This is a genomic window from Parabacteroides massiliensis, assembly GCF_900155425.1.
Lineage (GTDB): Bacteria > Bacteroidota > Bacteroidia > Bacteroidales > Tannerellaceae > Parabacteroides > Parabacteroides massiliensis.
This window is the reverse complement of record NZ_LT700189.1, coordinates 664,304-680,208: the sequence shown is the minus strand read 5'-3', so window position 1 is coordinate 680,208 and position 15,905 is coordinate 664,304. Positions and strand designations below refer to the sequence as shown.

General features: G+C 48.5%; 11 protein-coding genes. 6 read left to right on the top strand and 5 right to left on the bottom strand.

The window, feature by feature from the left end; all coding sequences use genetic code 11:
* Nucleotides 1–86: 86 nt before the first annotated feature.
* Nucleotides 87–845 carry a polyprenol monophosphomannose synthase gene (locus BQ9893_RS02915; RefSeq protein WP_075964660.1) on the bottom strand — a complete coding sequence of 253 codons (759 nt, stop codon included), beginning with the start codon at nt 843–845 and terminating at the stop codon, nt 87–89.
* A 186-nt stretch (nt 846–1,031) separates the two neighbouring features.
* Between BQ9893_RS02915 and mfd the strand changes: the two genes are divergently transcribed.
* Complete coding sequence (gene mfd, locus BQ9893_RS02910) at nt 1,032–4,391, top strand: transcription-repair coupling factor (RefSeq protein WP_075964659.1); 3,360 nt, start codon at nt 1,032–1,034, stop codon at nt 4,389–4,391.
* Nucleotides 4,392–4,412: 21 nt separating this feature from the next.
* On the opposite strand, the gene BQ9893_RS21315 is transcribed toward mfd, so the two are convergent.
* The 4 genes from BQ9893_RS21315 to BQ9893_RS02890 all read right to left on the bottom strand — a co-directional run bounded on the left by BQ9893_RS21315 (nt 4,413) and on the right by BQ9893_RS02890 (nt 9,273).
* Nucleotides 4,413–4,853, bottom strand: a complete 441-nt coding sequence (locus BQ9893_RS21315) for a hypothetical protein (RefSeq protein WP_139322557.1) — start codon at nt 4,851–4,853, stop codon at nt 4,413–4,415.
* A gap of 79 nt (nt 4,854–4,932) precedes the next feature.
* Complete coding sequence (locus BQ9893_RS02900; RefSeq protein WP_394333231.1) at nt 4,933–6,399, bottom strand: MBOAT family O-acyltransferase; 1,467 nt, start codon at nt 6,397–6,399, stop codon at nt 4,933–4,935.
* 113 nt (nt 6,400–6,512) lie between these two features.
* Entirely contained in the window at nt 6,513–7,853 is a 1,341-nt protein-coding gene (locus BQ9893_RS02895; RefSeq protein ID WP_208610791.1) for a GDSL-type esterase/lipase family protein, read from the bottom strand.
* The gene (locus BQ9893_RS02890; RefSeq protein WP_075965378.1) at nt 7,825–9,273 is read right to left on the bottom strand and encodes an SGNH/GDSL hydrolase family protein; all 1,449 of its coding nucleotides are present in this window, start codon (nt 9,271–9,273) and stop codon (nt 7,825–7,827) included. Before BQ9893_RS02890 ends, BQ9893_RS02895 begins: the two co-directional genes overlap by 29 nt.
* A 283-nt stretch (nt 9,274–9,556) precedes the next feature.
* Between BQ9893_RS02890 and BQ9893_RS02885 the strand changes: the two genes are divergently transcribed.
* The 5 genes from BQ9893_RS02885 (at nt 9,557) to BQ9893_RS02860 (ending at nt 15,881) form a co-directional block, all read left to right on the top strand.
* Nucleotides 9,557–10,117 (top strand): NUDIX hydrolase, encoded by a 561-nt coding sequence (locus BQ9893_RS02885; protein ID WP_075964656.1) that lies wholly within the window; start codon nt 9,557–9,559, stop codon nt 10,115–10,117.
* A 415-nt stretch (nt 10,118–10,532) separates the two neighbouring features.
* Nucleotides 10,533–11,549 carry an N-acetylmuramoyl-L-alanine amidase family protein gene (locus BQ9893_RS02875; RefSeq protein WP_075964655.1) on the top strand — a complete coding sequence of 339 codons (1,017 nt, stop codon included), beginning with the start codon at nt 10,533–10,535 and terminating at the stop codon, nt 11,547–11,549.
* A gap of 105 nt (nt 11,550–11,654) precedes the next feature.
* Nucleotides 11,655–12,884 carry an anaerobic sulfatase-maturation protein gene (locus tag BQ9893_RS02870; RefSeq protein ID WP_075964654.1) on the top strand — a complete coding sequence of 410 codons (1,230 nt, stop codon included), beginning with the start codon at nt 11,655–11,657 and terminating at the stop codon, nt 12,882–12,884.
* Between the two features lie 47 nt (nt 12,885–12,931).
* Nucleotides 12,932–14,464: a TldD/PmbA family protein gene (locus BQ9893_RS02865; RefSeq protein ID WP_081415356.1), complete on the top strand. Its 1,533-nt coding sequence runs from the start codon at nt 12,932–12,934 to the stop codon at nt 14,462–14,464.
* A 97-nt stretch (nt 14,465–14,561) separates the two neighbouring features.
* Nucleotides 14,562–15,881 carry a TldD/PmbA family protein gene (locus BQ9893_RS02860; RefSeq protein WP_075964653.1) on the top strand — a complete coding sequence of 440 codons (1,320 nt, stop codon included), beginning with the start codon at nt 14,562–14,564 and terminating at the stop codon, nt 15,879–15,881.
* The last annotated feature ends 24 nt before the right edge of the window (nt 15,882–15,905 follow it).

Below are 15,905 nucleotides of genomic sequence, written 5' to 3'. Positions count from 1 at the left end.
GAATAACAAACAATAGCATATAAAAGCAATAAAAAAGCTGCATCTTTCAAAGGTGCAGCTTTTTTATTGCTTTTATAATAATGGTACTATTCGGCAATCGCTTTCCGGTTTCCTTTTTGGGGGTATTTACGAAACAGACTCCACCATTTCAATTTCAATACACCAAACAGTGCTTCCCCGAAGATAGAGGAGTTCATCTTGGAAGTACCTAATACACGATTGATAAAGATAATGGGAACTTCCACAATTTTATAGCCACACTTATATGCCGTAAACTTCATTTCTATCTGGAACGCATATCCTTTGAAATGGATACGATCCAAATCAATCGTCTCAAGTACCTCGCGGCGGTAGCATTTGAAACCGGCTGTCGTATCCTGTACTTTCATTCCGGTAACAAAACGGACATATACAGAAGCATAATAAGACATCAGCACACGCCCTAACGGCCAGTTCACAACATTCACACCATTGCAGTAGCGGGAACCGACCGCGACATCAGCCCCCTGTTCCGTGCAGGCCGCATATAATTTGGGAAGATCATTCGGATTATGACTGAAGTCCGCATCCATTTCGAATATAAAATCATACTTATGCTCTATAGCCCACTTGAATCCGCAGATATAAGCCGTACCCAATCCTAACTTACCTTTACGTTCCACCATAAAAAGACGTTCGGGAAACTCTTTTTGCAATCGTTTTACAATATCTGCCGTACCATCGGGCGATCCATCATCTATAATCAAAATATGAAATTCTTTCTCCAACCCAAATACAACCCGAATAATACTTTCTATATTCTCCTTCTCGTTATACGTAGGTATAATAACAATACTGTCTGACATAATCCTCTGTTTAATTGAAATTTGAAAATTGAAAATTGAAAATGAGAAGAATCTACTTATTTCAATTGACAACTTAGGTGCGAAGGTAGATATTTTCGTTGGTTTTAGGAAGATCATTGTAACATTTTCCGTAATTTTGCACATATACAATTTTCATTTATCAATTATCAATTTGCAATTCATCCGTTGGAGATACAAGATTTACTAAAACAATATGCCGCTCATCCACAAGTGACGGCGTTAAATACCCTGTTAAAAAGCAAAACATCCCGCAATATATTTCTGAAAGGGCTGAACGGTTCAGGGGCCGCAATGACAATAGCTTCTCTTTTTTTTAAAAGAAGGGGAAACTATGTGTGTGTATTGAATGATCTGGAGGAAGCCGGCTACTTTTATCATGATCTGGTGCAACTCACCGGAGGTGACGGCATCTATTTCTTTCCCTCTGCCTATCGGCGTGCTATCAAGTACGGACATGTGGACCCTGCCAACGAAATCCTGCGGACAGAAGTTCTCAGTACGTTGCAGGATCCGACTGCACCTTTCGTCATTGTCACCTATCCGGAGGCATTGGCGGAGAAAGTGATTTCACGGGAGGTCCTGAAAGAAAATACGCTGAAGATCAGTGTTGGTGAGAAGTTGGACAATATGTTTGTTTCCGACGTGTTGGACGAATACGGTTTCGAACAGGTTGATTACGTTTACGAACCGGGGCAGTATGCGATGCGTGGCAGTATCTTAGACGTATTCTCGTTCTCATATGAATTTCCTTATCGTATCGACTTTTTTGGAAACGAGGTAGAGACGATCCGTTCGTTCGATGTAGAAACACAGCTATCCAAAGAAAAACTGGACAGTATCTATATCGTCCCTGAAATGACAAAAGGGAACCGGACCAACTCGTCCCTGTTGGACTCATTGCCGTCCGAGACGTTGCTCGCCTGCAAAGACTTGGCATGGGTAAAAGAGCGTATCAGCAGTATCTGGAATGAAGAACCGATCATAGGCGATGAAGAATCGTTTGCCGACATCGAACAACTGCGGGCCAAATTGATTACCGGAGAGGACTTTCTACATGCGGCGCTCGGTTTCTGCCGTCTCCATTTCGGTACGCGGGTGGCGGGAGTAGTCGATGCAACCTTGGCTTTCTCTATGGAAGCACAACCAATCTATCATAAAAACTTTGATTTGGTAAGTGAATCTTTCCACAAATATTTGGAAGACGGCTATACATTATATATACTGAGTGATGTAGAAAAGCAAGCTGCCCGTATCCGGGCCATCTTTGAGGACCGGGGAGACGATATACCTTTTACCTCTGTCAACAAGACTATACATGAAGGTTTTGCCGACGAAACTTTGCGTGTCTGCCTTTTCACGGATCACCAGTTATTCGACCGATTCCATAAATTCAACCTGAAAAGCGACAAGGCACGAAGTGGAAAACTCTCTCTGTCGCTAAAGGAGTTGAACCAATTCACGACCGGCGACTACATCGTGCATATCGATCATGGTGTCGGACAGTTTGGAGGGTTGGTTCGTACGGAAGTGAACGGTAAAATGCAAGAAGCCATCAAGCTGATCTACCAGAACAACGACATTATATTCGTCAGCATCCACTCCCTCCATAAATTGTCCAAGTATAAAGGCAAAGAGAGCGGGGAACCACCCAAACTGAGCAAACTCGGAACGGGGGCTTGGGAAAAGATGAAGGAACGCACCAAGTCGAAAGTGAAAGATATCGCCCGCGACCTGATTCTCCTCTACTCCAAACGAAAACAAGAAAAAGGTTTCGCATACAGCCCGGACAGCTTCATGCAGCACGAACTGGAAGCCAGTTTTATTTATGAAGACACTCCTGACCAGATGAAAGCGACAGCCGATGTCAAGGCCGACATGGAAAGCGACCGTCCGATGGACCGTCTGATCTGTGGAGACGTGGGCTTCGGGAAAACGGAAGTAGCCATCCGTGCTGCTTTCAAAGCCGTTTCGGATAACAAGCAAGTTGCCGTGCTGGTCCCGACTACGGTGTTAGCATTCCAGCATTACCAGACATTCTCCGAACGGTTGAAAGACTTTCCCTGCCGGATCGAATATATCAGCCGGGCGCGTACGGCGAAAGAGATCAGAGAGACATTGAAAGACTTGAAGGAGGGGAATATTAACATCATCATCGGGACTCATCGTATCGTCGGAAAAGATGTCACATTCAAAGACCTTGGCCTGCTGATTATCGACGAGGAACAGAAGTTCGGTGTATCTGTCAAAGAGAAGTTGCGCCAGTTGAAAGCAAACGTAGACACGCTCACCATGACCGCAACGCCGATCCCCCGTACCCTGCAATTCTCGCTGATGGGAGCCCGTGACCTGTCGAGCATCACGACTCCCCCACCCAACCGCTACCCGGTGCAAACAGAGGTAGAACGGTTTAACCCGGACATTATCCGTGAAGCCATCAACTTCGAGATGAGTCGTAACGGGCAGGTTTTCTTCATCAACAACCGTATCCAGAATATTTATGAAATGGAGGCGCTCGTCAAACGCGAAGTACCGGATGCCCGTATTGCTGTCGGACACGGACAGATGGAGCCGGATAAACTGGAAAAGATCATTCTGGATTTCGTCAATTACGAATACGACGTGCTGATCGCCACAAGCATTGTGGAAAGCGGAATCGACGTGCCGAATGCAAATACGATCATTATCAACAACGCACAGCAGTTCGGATTGTCCGACCTGCATCAATTACGCGGCCGTGTCGGACGAAGTAACCGGAAAGCCTTCTGCTACCTCCTCTCTCCACCCCTGTCAAGCCTTACGCAGGAAGCACGCCGCCGTTTGCAGGCGATCGAGAATTTCTCGGAGCTGGGAAGCGGTATCCATATTGCCATGCAGGATCTCGACATCCGGGGAGCCGGAAATATGTTGGGAGCCGAACAAAGCGGTTTCATCGCCGACTTAGGCTACGAAACATACCAGAAGATATTGGAAGAAGCCGTTGACGAACTGAAAGCGGAAGAATTTGCCGACCTGTATTCCGATGCGACCGAAAAGCGCCCCGACACCGGTAGTGAATATGTCCGCGAAACTTATATCGAAAGCGATCTGGAACTGATGTTCCCGCCGACTTACATTCCGAACGATTCCGAGCGTGTCTCCCTCTATCGCGAGTTGGATAAGATGGAGGAAGAACGCGATATCCTTGCTTTCACCGAGCGTCTGAAAGACCGTTTCGGGAAAGTCCCGAAAGAAGGAAAAGAGCTGATCCGTGTCGTTCGTCTTCGTCGCATGGCAAAGATGCTGGGCATGGAAAAAGTCATTCTGAAAAAAGGGCAGATGAGCATCTTTCTTGTCACTAATCCCAACAGTCCCTATTACGAGAGTGAAGCTTTCGACAAACTACTCAGCTTCATTCAGAAGCATCCACGTGAATGCATGCTTCGCGAACAAAACGGGAAACGCAGTATCGTGATCAAGAACGTACCGACGGTAGAGGTGGCTTGCGGTTATTTGGATGAGATCGGAAAAGAACAAATACAAAAATAAATCATATTTTTGTTTCATTTGTCAGAAAGTCATACACAATGAGACTCCCGGACGGAAAGAGACAGAGCCGTCCGGAAGCGGAGAAGAAAGGTTCTGGCCTTGCAAAGAGATTGAACGGGCTTTCCGTTTGTTGGAATATCCCAAGCAGAACATGGGGATACTGGCCAATATCAGACAGCCTCCTCCTATCAAAAGTGCTGCAGATCCTACGTTCCGCGACTTGGAATATGGGGCTTCAAGTCCGGATAGCGCCAAACAATATGCTCCTCCGACCGAAGCAACCCCGACCATGGAAAAAGTCCATCCCAAGGCTTTGAAAGTCTTATGCTTCTTCCAATAATGCGCTTGCCAATCCGATGTTTGTTGAATAGAAGCGACTTCATCCACCGGTTGCCTTTTTTGCCCGTAAACAGATATGGACAAAAATAAAACCCAAAAGAACAATGATAACTTCCGTTTCATACCCACTCAATGTATTTAAGGTTATAATATTTGACAAAATCTCATTATTTCATTCGCTATCGCAATCAGACCGAGCCTTTCAGAACTGAAAGTATATAAACGGCTGTACGCCGGCACTCTTGAATTGCACGACAACAAAAATCGCGATTGCCAACATCACCGCCTGCACAAGCAAAGGAGAGCGGGTGACTACCGCCTGCAAGCCGTTTTCGGCCGATTTCGGCATGAAATGCAGAATGTAACCCACCACCATCAAGATAAATACCCCTTTATAGCCCGTCACAAACTGTGTGAAGACCTCCGGGTGGAAATTCGTGAAAATCTGCGTCAGCATCTCTCCTACCGCCTGCATCGAATCGGCACGGAACAAGATCCAGCCGAAGCACACCAGATGGAAAGTAAGCAAGATGCCTAACACTCTTCTCCAAGGTTTCATTTCCGACCCTAAGGGCTTGAAACTGCTGAAATGGCTCATCATGAACTTATGCACGGCCAGCGCAACCCCATGCAGGGCGCCCCAGAGGATAAAACTCACGGAAGCCCCGTGCCACAGACCACCCAGCAACATCGTTATCAGCAGGTTGATGTATGTCCGTATTTTCCCTTTCCGGTTGCCTCCGAGCGAAATATACAAATAGTCTTTCAACCATGAAGAAAGCGAGATATGCCAGCGTCGCCAGAACTCCGTGATGGTCGCCGACTGGTAAGGCGAATCGAAGTTCACGTTAAAGCGGAATCCTAACAGCAACGCAATCCCGATCGCCATATCCGAATAGCCGGAGAAATCGCAATAAATCTGCAAGGCATAGCCATACACGCCCAACAGGTTTTCCACTCCCGTGTAAAGCAAAGGAGCATCGAATATGCGGTCGACGAAGTTCAGGCTGATATAGTCGGATATGACGGTTTTCTTGAAGAGTCCGCACAAGACGAGGAAAAGCCCTTCCCCGAATTCGGCCCGCGTGACGGCCGGCGTCTTATAAATCTGCGGGATGAAATCGCGTGCCCGGACGATCGGGCCGGCCACCAACTGCGGAAAGAAAGAGACGTAGAAAACATAGTCGATCCAACGCCGGAGGGGGTCTATCCTGCCCCGGTACACATCGATCACGTAGCTGATGGTCTGGAACGTAAAGAAAGAGATGCCGACCGGCAGAAAGATATCCAACGGCTGATAGGTTATGTTCTGCAACGAAGCGTTCCCCAACTGGTATCCCAATTCATGGGCGACGGAAGCCGCGATCTCACGCAGGAAATTGAAGTATTTGAAATATCCCAACAGCCCTAAGTCGATACACAGGCTCAGGACAACCCAAGCCTTACGTCCCCACCGGGAAACTGTCCTGGCCATGCACTGCGCGATGCAAAAATCGGATGTCGCGACAAACAGCAAGAGAAGAAAAAACATCCCGCTGCTCTTATAATAGAAATAGAGGGAAAACAACGTGACGTAAATAATACGTGTCAGCAGATGCTTCCTGAGCGACATATAGATAATCAGGAAACCGATAAAAAGGAAGAAAAACAACCCGCTGCTGAAAAGCATCGGCTCGCTTCGCTGGTAAACCAACAAATCGCCCAGCTTATCAATGGACAATTGACTATTGATAATTGACAATTGAGGGATTGTATTCGCTAATTGAGATATAATAAAATTCGTCATAATCTTTCCTCCGCTTTCTCCAATTCTTCCGTTTCCCCGGCTTTCTCGTTTTTTGTCCATTGGTAAGAACGCAGAAGTGCTCTTACCAAAAGCGTCCCTTGTTCGCGATAACCTTCCTTTGTGAAATGGATACGGTCGCGCCCCATCAACTTCTCCTTGTGCCATTTGACGCAAGAACCCTTCCCGCCCGTGGCGGCAAACAAGTCCCAACAAGCTACCCCCTCTTCATGAGCTGCTTTTACAATTGCCTTTGCGGCGAGCTGAGTATTCGCGTTGCGGACATACGTCCGTTTTTTATTGACATACGTCCGCTTATAGCATTCCGGTGGAGTGGTGAGCATGATAGCCGTCTCCGGCATATATTTCTTGACAAGAGAAACGAACGCACGAACCTGCCCGCCGAATTCTTCCGTACGGAAACGACGGCCGAAAGTTTCGTTCGTCCCCAGCGAAACAATCAACAAAGACGGTTTCAGCAAGGCCAACTGGCGGACGTAGGTTTCGTCCGTGTAATTGACATACATCGCCCCGTTCACACCGACCGAATGGTAGAGGATACCCGGATTGCCGTTTGTCAGGTTGAAACCGTAATAAACATTTTTGAAAGTGGAGGCCGGCAACAACTTGTCCGTGCCTTGCTTTCGCCGGGTGCTGTGCAGTTGCAACGTATCCACCGGATAAGAGATGCGGAACGTATCGGCCAGGACACCTGCGACAGCCGGAACTGTTGCCAAGGAAGTCTGTACGGAATCTTTGAGCGGGCCGGTCGGTAACATCGGCATGGATTTCTCCCCCCGGTAGAGGATTGCCCGGTTGAAAGAATAGCCTGCCCCGTTGTTAGGGGCTATCCGGACATCCAGATTGATGGAGGGTGAGACGGATTGGATACCGATCCCGCCGATTCCGACCGGACATTTCTTGTTGGCTTGTATGCAACGTCCCGCCACCCATTCGCGGACGGCAGAGGAGATGAAATAGTCGTCCGGCTCATTTGTCCGGCTCAACTTGAAAGGGGCGATCCATCCGCGTCCGGCATTCCCGAACTGCTCCTGCAAGAGACGCATCACCTTGCCCGAATAATAGCCGGCCTGTATGTGGGAATCGCCTAAATGGACGATCGTCAATACGGTATCCTTCCCAGCCCTGAGCGAATCCAGCCCGGCAAAGAAAGCCTGCAACGACGAGGGCGACAGGATCGAATCGACCTCCTGCCCGATCGAATAAGTGCGGGAAGGGAGCGCGGGAAGGGGCAGCTTCCCTTTTGCACCGGCGGCACTGACTGCCATCCAAACCAAGCAAGTCGATAGACTAACGAGCCACTTTGTCTGCTTCATCATAAAACTCCTTTTCTAATAATATTGCATTCAACAAGGCAGAAGCGATCTCTTTTCCTCCTCTGAAACTCAAATGTGTATAATCTTTGCTGGCCCAGTTGTTTTCGACGAACCGGACCATACTGTTTTCTCCTCCCATCGCCCCGAAAACATTCCAGAAAGCGACACCCGAACGGCGGGCTGCCTGCCGCTGCGCGTGCAACAAGGCCAATACGGCGGGCATCGTTTCGAATGATCCGTCTACTTGCCGGCTTCTGTCCGAAACGCCCAACATCAGGATGTCGGCATCCGGAAAACAGACGCGCACGTGGCGTACGGCTTCTTCCATCCGTTTGGCGTACCAACCATACTGGAGAACGCTGTCGCTGACGATATTCAACCCGTACTGCAAAACGACCAGATCATAGGGGCGTATCTCGTTCAACTCCCGGCAACGGGCGCTGTCCAACCTTGAAAGGATCATACCGGAATTGCCACGCAACGAATAATTGTCCACGATCACCCCTGAATTATCTTCGAGTGCAACCCCGAGAGCACGGAAACCTGCCGTATCGGCAAAGCTGAAAGAGGCCTCCGTAAAGGTCCCCGTCTGTTCGTATTGCGTGATGACGGAGGTCGGTTCCAAGGTTTCGCGGATCGTATCGGACGTGCCGTTGCAAACCAATTCCATCCGTGTGCGGGTATTCGTTTCATACAAGAATTTGAGGGAAGAAACCGTTTTCAATTCAGGATAACGGTCTGTCGTCTTCACCGAGATGGACGGCTTCTCTTCTTTCGGTTCGAACGTCATTCCGGAAAGCGTATACCGGTGATGGTGGTCCGTCAGCATGGACCAGGTGGTCCAACCTTCCGCCTTCTGCTCGATCGTCGGGCGGAACTGGGCGGCGACCGACGTAATCGGGACGAACCCGACTCCGTGCCCTCCGAACTGCTCCTGCATTCCCGAACGGAAATCGGCCACCACGATATCACCTTCGATAAACGAATCACCCAAAAAGGCGACACGCACCGGTCGGTCCGCCTCTCTGCTATTTCCCAGAGCGGCAAAGAACCGTTTCAGACCTATGTGCCCGACGGAGTAATCCTCGATACGCGTTCCCAGCGAATCGGCTCCCTGGTCTGCATACATAACCTTGTAGAGCGAGTCGCGCAGTGCAAGCGCGACAGAATCGATGCCCGTTGTTTTCAGGATCGAATCGCGCACGGCGGCCGAATCTATCCGGACCGTATCCGGTTGTTCCAATTGCATACGTAAGGAATCCATAGCTAAGGATTCAGGCTTTATCCTGAGATCGGAAAGCAAATCAACTTTTTTTATTTTCATCCCGAACAACTGGTCCGGTAAGTAATAAAATCCCAAGCAGATACCTAACGTAATAAGTAGCAGGAGCAAAAGCCTGCCGAAATTATTATCTTTATTCATCTGAGTACTCTCTTTCGAAACCACAAAGATACGAAACATACGCAATTTATTACAAAATCTTCCGTTTCATATTTATATTGATGATATGGATGGCATTGTCATACAATATAATTGTCGCTCGTAGGGGCAGGGCTCTGCTCTGCCCATTGGATCCGCCCATTGAATCCGGATATTGGGATCCATTCATTGGCCCCGGACAAAACGGATGTCATTTGCATTGGGCGGAGTAGAATCCCGCCCCTACGGGACATCATTATTTATTACATACCAACAAACAACAAATATGGAAACACCGAAAAACAGAAACTGGAAAGTATTGAAAAGTGAATATCTGTCCCGCCAGCCTTGGTTTACCGTGCGCAAGGAGGAAGTGGAATTGCCGAACGGGAACAGGATTCCTGAATATTATATATTCGAATATCCGGAATGGATCAATGTGATCGCAATCACCAAAGAACAGAAATTCGTATTTGTCAGCCAGTATCGCCATGGCCTGGGTATCACGGCTTACGAACTTTGTGCCGGTGTCTGCGAAAAGGAAGACGCTTCCCCACTCGTCTCCGCCCGGCGGGAATTGCTTGAAGAGACCGGTTACGGCAACGGGAATTGGAGCGAACTGATGGTCATAGGTGTCAATCCGAGTACCCACACCAACCTCACCTATTGCTATCTTGCCACGGATGTCGAACCGGTCACAGCCCAACATCTTGAAGCGACTGAAGACCTGAGCGTCCACCTCCTGACTCTCGACGAAGTAAAAGAATTACTACTGAACGACCGGATCAAACAAGCGCTCCATGCAGCCCCTCTTTGGAAATACATGGCAATGAATCATTTGATTTGAGAATACCGAATCGGCAACCATTCATTGAAGTAAGTTACTTTTTTTTACCGAACAACTCAGAATGACTGCCGATTCTAAGTAAATCAATTATATTTCCTCAATCAAACTTCCTACATTGTCAAATGTTTTTTTATTCTTGGTTGTGCGTGCTTATTGTTTATTTTTTCCAAAATACCCATTCGTTTAAATCGAAACACATAAGCATGAAAATCCATTTTCATACCCATAAAAATAGATTTTCCCGCAAGGGTAATATTTTTTAATAATCTTATACATGCTATAACGCTGGTTTTCAGCGGGCGTCTAAAACATGCTTTTAGAGGGGGATATTGTCACATTTTCGGAATCTGCATAACGATGTATTGCACAATCCCGAAAAAGCTGTATTTTTGTTCGCATTAGCAACATATCACCGATGAAGTTCAAACTTAGTATCATATTCGCATTATTTTTTACCATACTTTGCACCAACCGGCTACAGGCTCAGGAAAAAGCCTTTCCCAAGAAAGGAGAAGGCGTCACCCTGTTCCTCAAACGCCATAACCGCACAGGCGCCGCATACCAGAAGCAGTTCATCGAGCTGAACAGAACCAAGTTAGGCAAAGGAAACGTCCTTCGGATGGGAGTCAAATACACGCTTCCCCCCTTACAGGGAAAAGAAGCTGTCGCAGCGGCCGCTGCCAAACGGGCGAACTACGAACCGCTGTTCGGTAAGGACCTGGCCTCCTACAAAGTGACATCGTCCGAATTGAAAGGCGCCTGCTTCTACCTGGTCAGCGGACATGGAGGTCCCGATCCGGGGGCAATCGGGCGGATTGGCAAAGTCGAGTTGCACGAAGACGAATATGCCTACGACATCGTGCTCCGCCTGGCACGCAACCTGATGATGAAAGGAGCCAAAGTCCACATCATCATCCAGGATGCCAAAGACGGAATACGCAACGACAAATACCTGAACAACAGCAAACGGGAGACCTGCATGGGCAGCCCGATCCCTTTCAACCAGGTTCGCCGCCTGAAACAACGGAGCGACAAAATAAACACCTTGTTCAAGCAAGATAAATACGCCTACAAACGGGCTATCTTCGTGCATGTGGACAGCCGTAACAAAGGCCACCAGACCGATGTTTTTTTCTACCACCAGGACAAGAACTCCGAAAGCAAACATCTGGCGAAAACCATGCGGACGACTTTCTCCCATAAATACAAGAAGCATCAACCGGGACGCGGGTTTACCGGGACAGTGGACGGGCGGAATCTCTACGTGTTGAGACACACGACACCGGCCTCCGTTTTCGTCGAGTTGGGCAATATCCAGAACAGTTTCGACCAGCAACGAATCATCTTGAGCGACAACCGCCAGGCCCTTGCAAACTGGCTCTGCGAAGGATTTGTCACCGATTACAACCGCTATAAGAAAAAAACACGGTAAAAAATGACATTCATCCGTTAAAAGAACTACCTTTGTAATTAAAATTTGACAAAAGATAATTACCCGGTAATTGTCGATTGTCAATTATCAATTGTCAATTATAATATGAGCAATCCATATATATCTCCGTTCGCGAAACCCGTATATGTCATGTTGAAACCCGTCGGTTCGGTTTGTAACCTGGCGTGCGAATATTGCTACTACCTGGAGAAGGGGAAACTTTACCCGGAGGTGAAAAACCATGTCATGAGCGAACAGTTGCTGGAAAAATTCATCAAGGAATATCTGGAATGCCAGACGATGCCGCAGGTTCTCTTTACCTGGCATGGCGGAGAAACGCTGATGCGCCCGATCAGTTTCTACCGGAAGGCGTTGGAGCTGCAACGCAAGTACGGCCGTGGCCGCCAGATCGACAACTGCATACAGACAAACGGGACGTTGCTGAACGATGACTGGTGTCGTTTCTTCAAGGAGAACAACTTCCTTGTGGGAGTTTCGATAGACGGTCCCCAGGAGTTTCATGACGAATATCGCCGCAACAGGCAAGGGCTTCCCTCCTTCTATAAAGTGATGAAAGGAATCGAGCTGATGAAAAAGCACGGCGTGGAATACAATGCGATGGCTGTCGTCAATGACTACAATGTGGATTATCCGCTGGAATTCTATCGCTTTTTCAAAGAAATAGATTGCCACTACATCCAGTTCGCTCCGATCGTTGAACGTCTCGGATTCCATCAGGACGGGACGTTGCTCACCTCGCCCGAACAACAGGATGCCAACATCAAACTGGCGCCTTTTACGGTCGACGCCGGAAAATGGGGCGATTTCCTTTGCGCCGTCTTCGACGAATGGCTGAAAGAAGATGTCGGGAATTATTATATCCAGCTTTTCGACTCCACACTGGCAAACTGGGTGGGCGAACAACCGGGGGTCTGTACGTTAGCGCGTACTTGCGGACATGCCGGAGTGATGGAGTTCAACGGCGATGTATATGCTTGCGACCACTTTGTATTCCCGGAATACAAGTTGGGCAACATCCACACCCGGACACTCACCGAAATGATGTACAGCCAACGCCAACTGAAGTTCGGGGCAGACAAATATGAAAAACTCCCCACCCAGTGCAAGGAGTGCGAGTTCCTCTTTGCCTGCAACGGCGAATGTCCCAAAAACCGTTTCCTCCATACGGCAAACGGCGAACCCGGATTGAACTACCTATGTAAAGGTTACAAGAAGTTTTTCAAACACGTGGCTCCTTACATGGATTTCATGAAAAAAGAACTCTTGGCCGAACGCCCGCCTGCCAATGTGATGCAATGGGCGAAGCACAATTGACACAATGAAAAATCATAAATCATAAATTACAAATCAACAAATATAACGTGAAAATCAACAGACGTGATTTTATCAAAACAGGAGGTATGGTTATGCTTGGATCATTAGCGGCTCCCTCATTCTTAGGAAGTTGTACCGGAAACGGAACAGATCAGGCCACCGGTATCTCATTCGCTCAAAACCATTTCGGTGTCAGCGAAAGCGACATGAAGAAAGTGCTGACGGCAGCACTCGAAAAAGGCGGCGACTATGCCGATCTTTTCTTTGAACATTCCTACCGGAATAACATCGGATTGCAGGACGGAGCCGTAAACCGCGCTTCCTCCAATATCGATTTCGGTATGGGTGTGCGTGTATTGGCCGGCGACCAGACCGGTTATGCGTATGTGGAAAACGTGACTCTCGACGAGATGCTGAAAGCAGCCCGTACGGCAGCCCGTATCGCAACCGGTTCGGCCGGGAAAGCTCCGGTAGGCCTGACGGAAGAACCGATCCTGAACAATTATTACGGCGTACAGACTCCGTGGGACGAACTCGCCGTAAATGCAAAGACTCCGTATCTCCAGAAACTGAACGACCAGATTTTTGCGCTCGATAAACGGGTACACAAGGTGATGGCTTCGTTGGGAGACATGACTTCCCATATCTTGTTCTGCAATTCCGAAGGACAGATGTACTACGACTATCGCCCGATGGTGACGTTAGGTGCGGTCTGCATCATGGAGGAAAACGGGAAGATCGAAAACTCGTATGCATCCCGCGCTTTCCGTATGGGAGCGGAATTCCTGACAGACGATATCATTGCCGAAGTGGCCAAGGAGGCGGTGGAGAAAACCTCCATCCTGTTCCAGGCCATCAAGCCTAAAGGAGGCGAAATGCCGGTCGTAATGGGCGCCGGAGGTTCCGGAATCTTGCTGCACGAAGCAATCGGCCATGCTTTCGAAGCCGACTTCAATCGCAAGAACACGTCTATCTTCTCCGACCAGCTGAACAAGAAAGTTTGTAACGAACATATCAACGTGGTGGACGACGGTACGATTCCTTTCAACCGCGGTTCCGTCAATATCGACGACGAAGGCATTGCCGGGCAGAAGACCTACATCGTGAAAGAAGGCGTCCTGACCAGCTACCTGCACGACCGTATCAGTGCCAAATATTACGGTATCCCGTCGACGGGCAACGGCCGCCGCGAATCATTCCGCCAGATGCCGATCCCGCGTATGCGTGCCACTTATATGGAAGCCGGAAACGTGACGGAAGAAGAAATGATCTCGACCGTGAAGAAAGGCATCTATGCCTCCAGCTTTACCAACGGACAGGTACAGATCGGTGCGGGCGACTTCACCTTCTTCGTGAAAGACGGTTACCTGATCGAGAACGGCAAACTGACACAGCCGATCAAGGACATCAACATCATCGGGAATGGTCCGCGTGCGTTGGCCGATATCACGATGGTCGGGAACAATTACCAAATGGACAACGGCACCTGGACATGCGGCAAGGACGGGCAATCCTGTCCGGTAACCTGCGGTATGCCGTCAGCCTTGGTTAGTAAACTTACAGTAGGAGGAGAAAATTGATTTGATTTATGATTTCAGATTTATGATTTATCCGCTGACACATAAATCTATAATCCGAAATCATAATTCATAAATCATCAATCATAAATTAGTAGACATGATAACAAACGAAAATAAAAAGCTGGCTCAGTGGGCCATGGAGTTTGCCCTGAAAAACGGTTGCCAGGCCTCACGTGTAAGCATCTATAACGGGTCGAGCAGTTCTTTCGAAATACGCGACATGAAAATGGACCGTTTGCAACAGGCCTCGGAAAACAGCCTGGTGATCCATCTGTATGTAGACGGGCGCTTCGGTTCCTTCTCGACAAACCGCCTGGACAAAAAGGAACTGGAAGGTTTCATCCGCAACGGTATCGCTTCCACTCGCTTTCTGGCGGAAGACAAGGCGCGTACGCTACCCGACGCATCTCTCTATTATAAAGGCGGCGGCGCCGACCTGCAACTGATCGATCCGAAGTTCGACTCGATCCAGCCGGACGACAAAGTGGCACTGGCGATGAACGTATGCAACGAGATGATGGGGAAAGACGACCGTATCATCTCAGCCAATTCATCCTACAGCGACGAAAAGGATTTCAAATATATGGTTGCCAGCAACGGCTTCGAAGGAGAAGCATCCGGCTCTTCTTTCAGCTTGGTTGCTAGTGTAAGCATCAAAGGCGAAGGAGACGCCCGTCCCGAATCTTACTGGTTCGATTCTTCTCTTTACTACGATTCGCTGGTTAAGGAAGGTCTGGGCACAAAAGCCCTGGAACGCGTAATGCGCAAATTAGGGCAGAAAAAGGTGGCTTCCGGCAAGTATCAGATGGTTGTGGACAACATGAATTCCTCCCGTCTGCTCTCTCCGGTAATCGATGCGCTGTACGGTTCTTCCATCCAGCAAAAAAACTCTTTCCTGTTGGACAAAATCGACCGGAAAGTATTGGGTGACCGCCTGACGATCATCGACGAACCGCACATGGTAGGCGCATCCGGCGCACGCTATTTCGATGGCGAAGGCGTTGCGACCAAACGTTTGCCGGTGTTTGAAAACGGTGTCCTGAAAACCTATTTCATCGATACCTATTCGGCCAACAAGATGAATATGAAACAAACGATCGCCTCCCCTTCTATCCTGACCATGCAGATGGGCAATAAAGACACGGATGGCCTGATCGCGTCTGTCGACAAAGGTATTCTGGTAACGGGTTTCAACGGTGGCAACAGCAACAGTACGACCGGTGACTTTTCCTACGGTGTGGAAGGTTTCCTGATTGAAAAAGGCAAACTGACACAGCCCATCTCCGAAATGAACGCAACAGGCAACATGATCTCCTTATGGAACAATTTGGCCGAAGTCGGCAACGACCCGCGCAAATACTCCAGTTGGCGTGTGCCTTCGTTGATATTCGACGGAGTGGATTTTAGTGGGCTATAGAAGAGAGCATCCGGAAGAATGTAA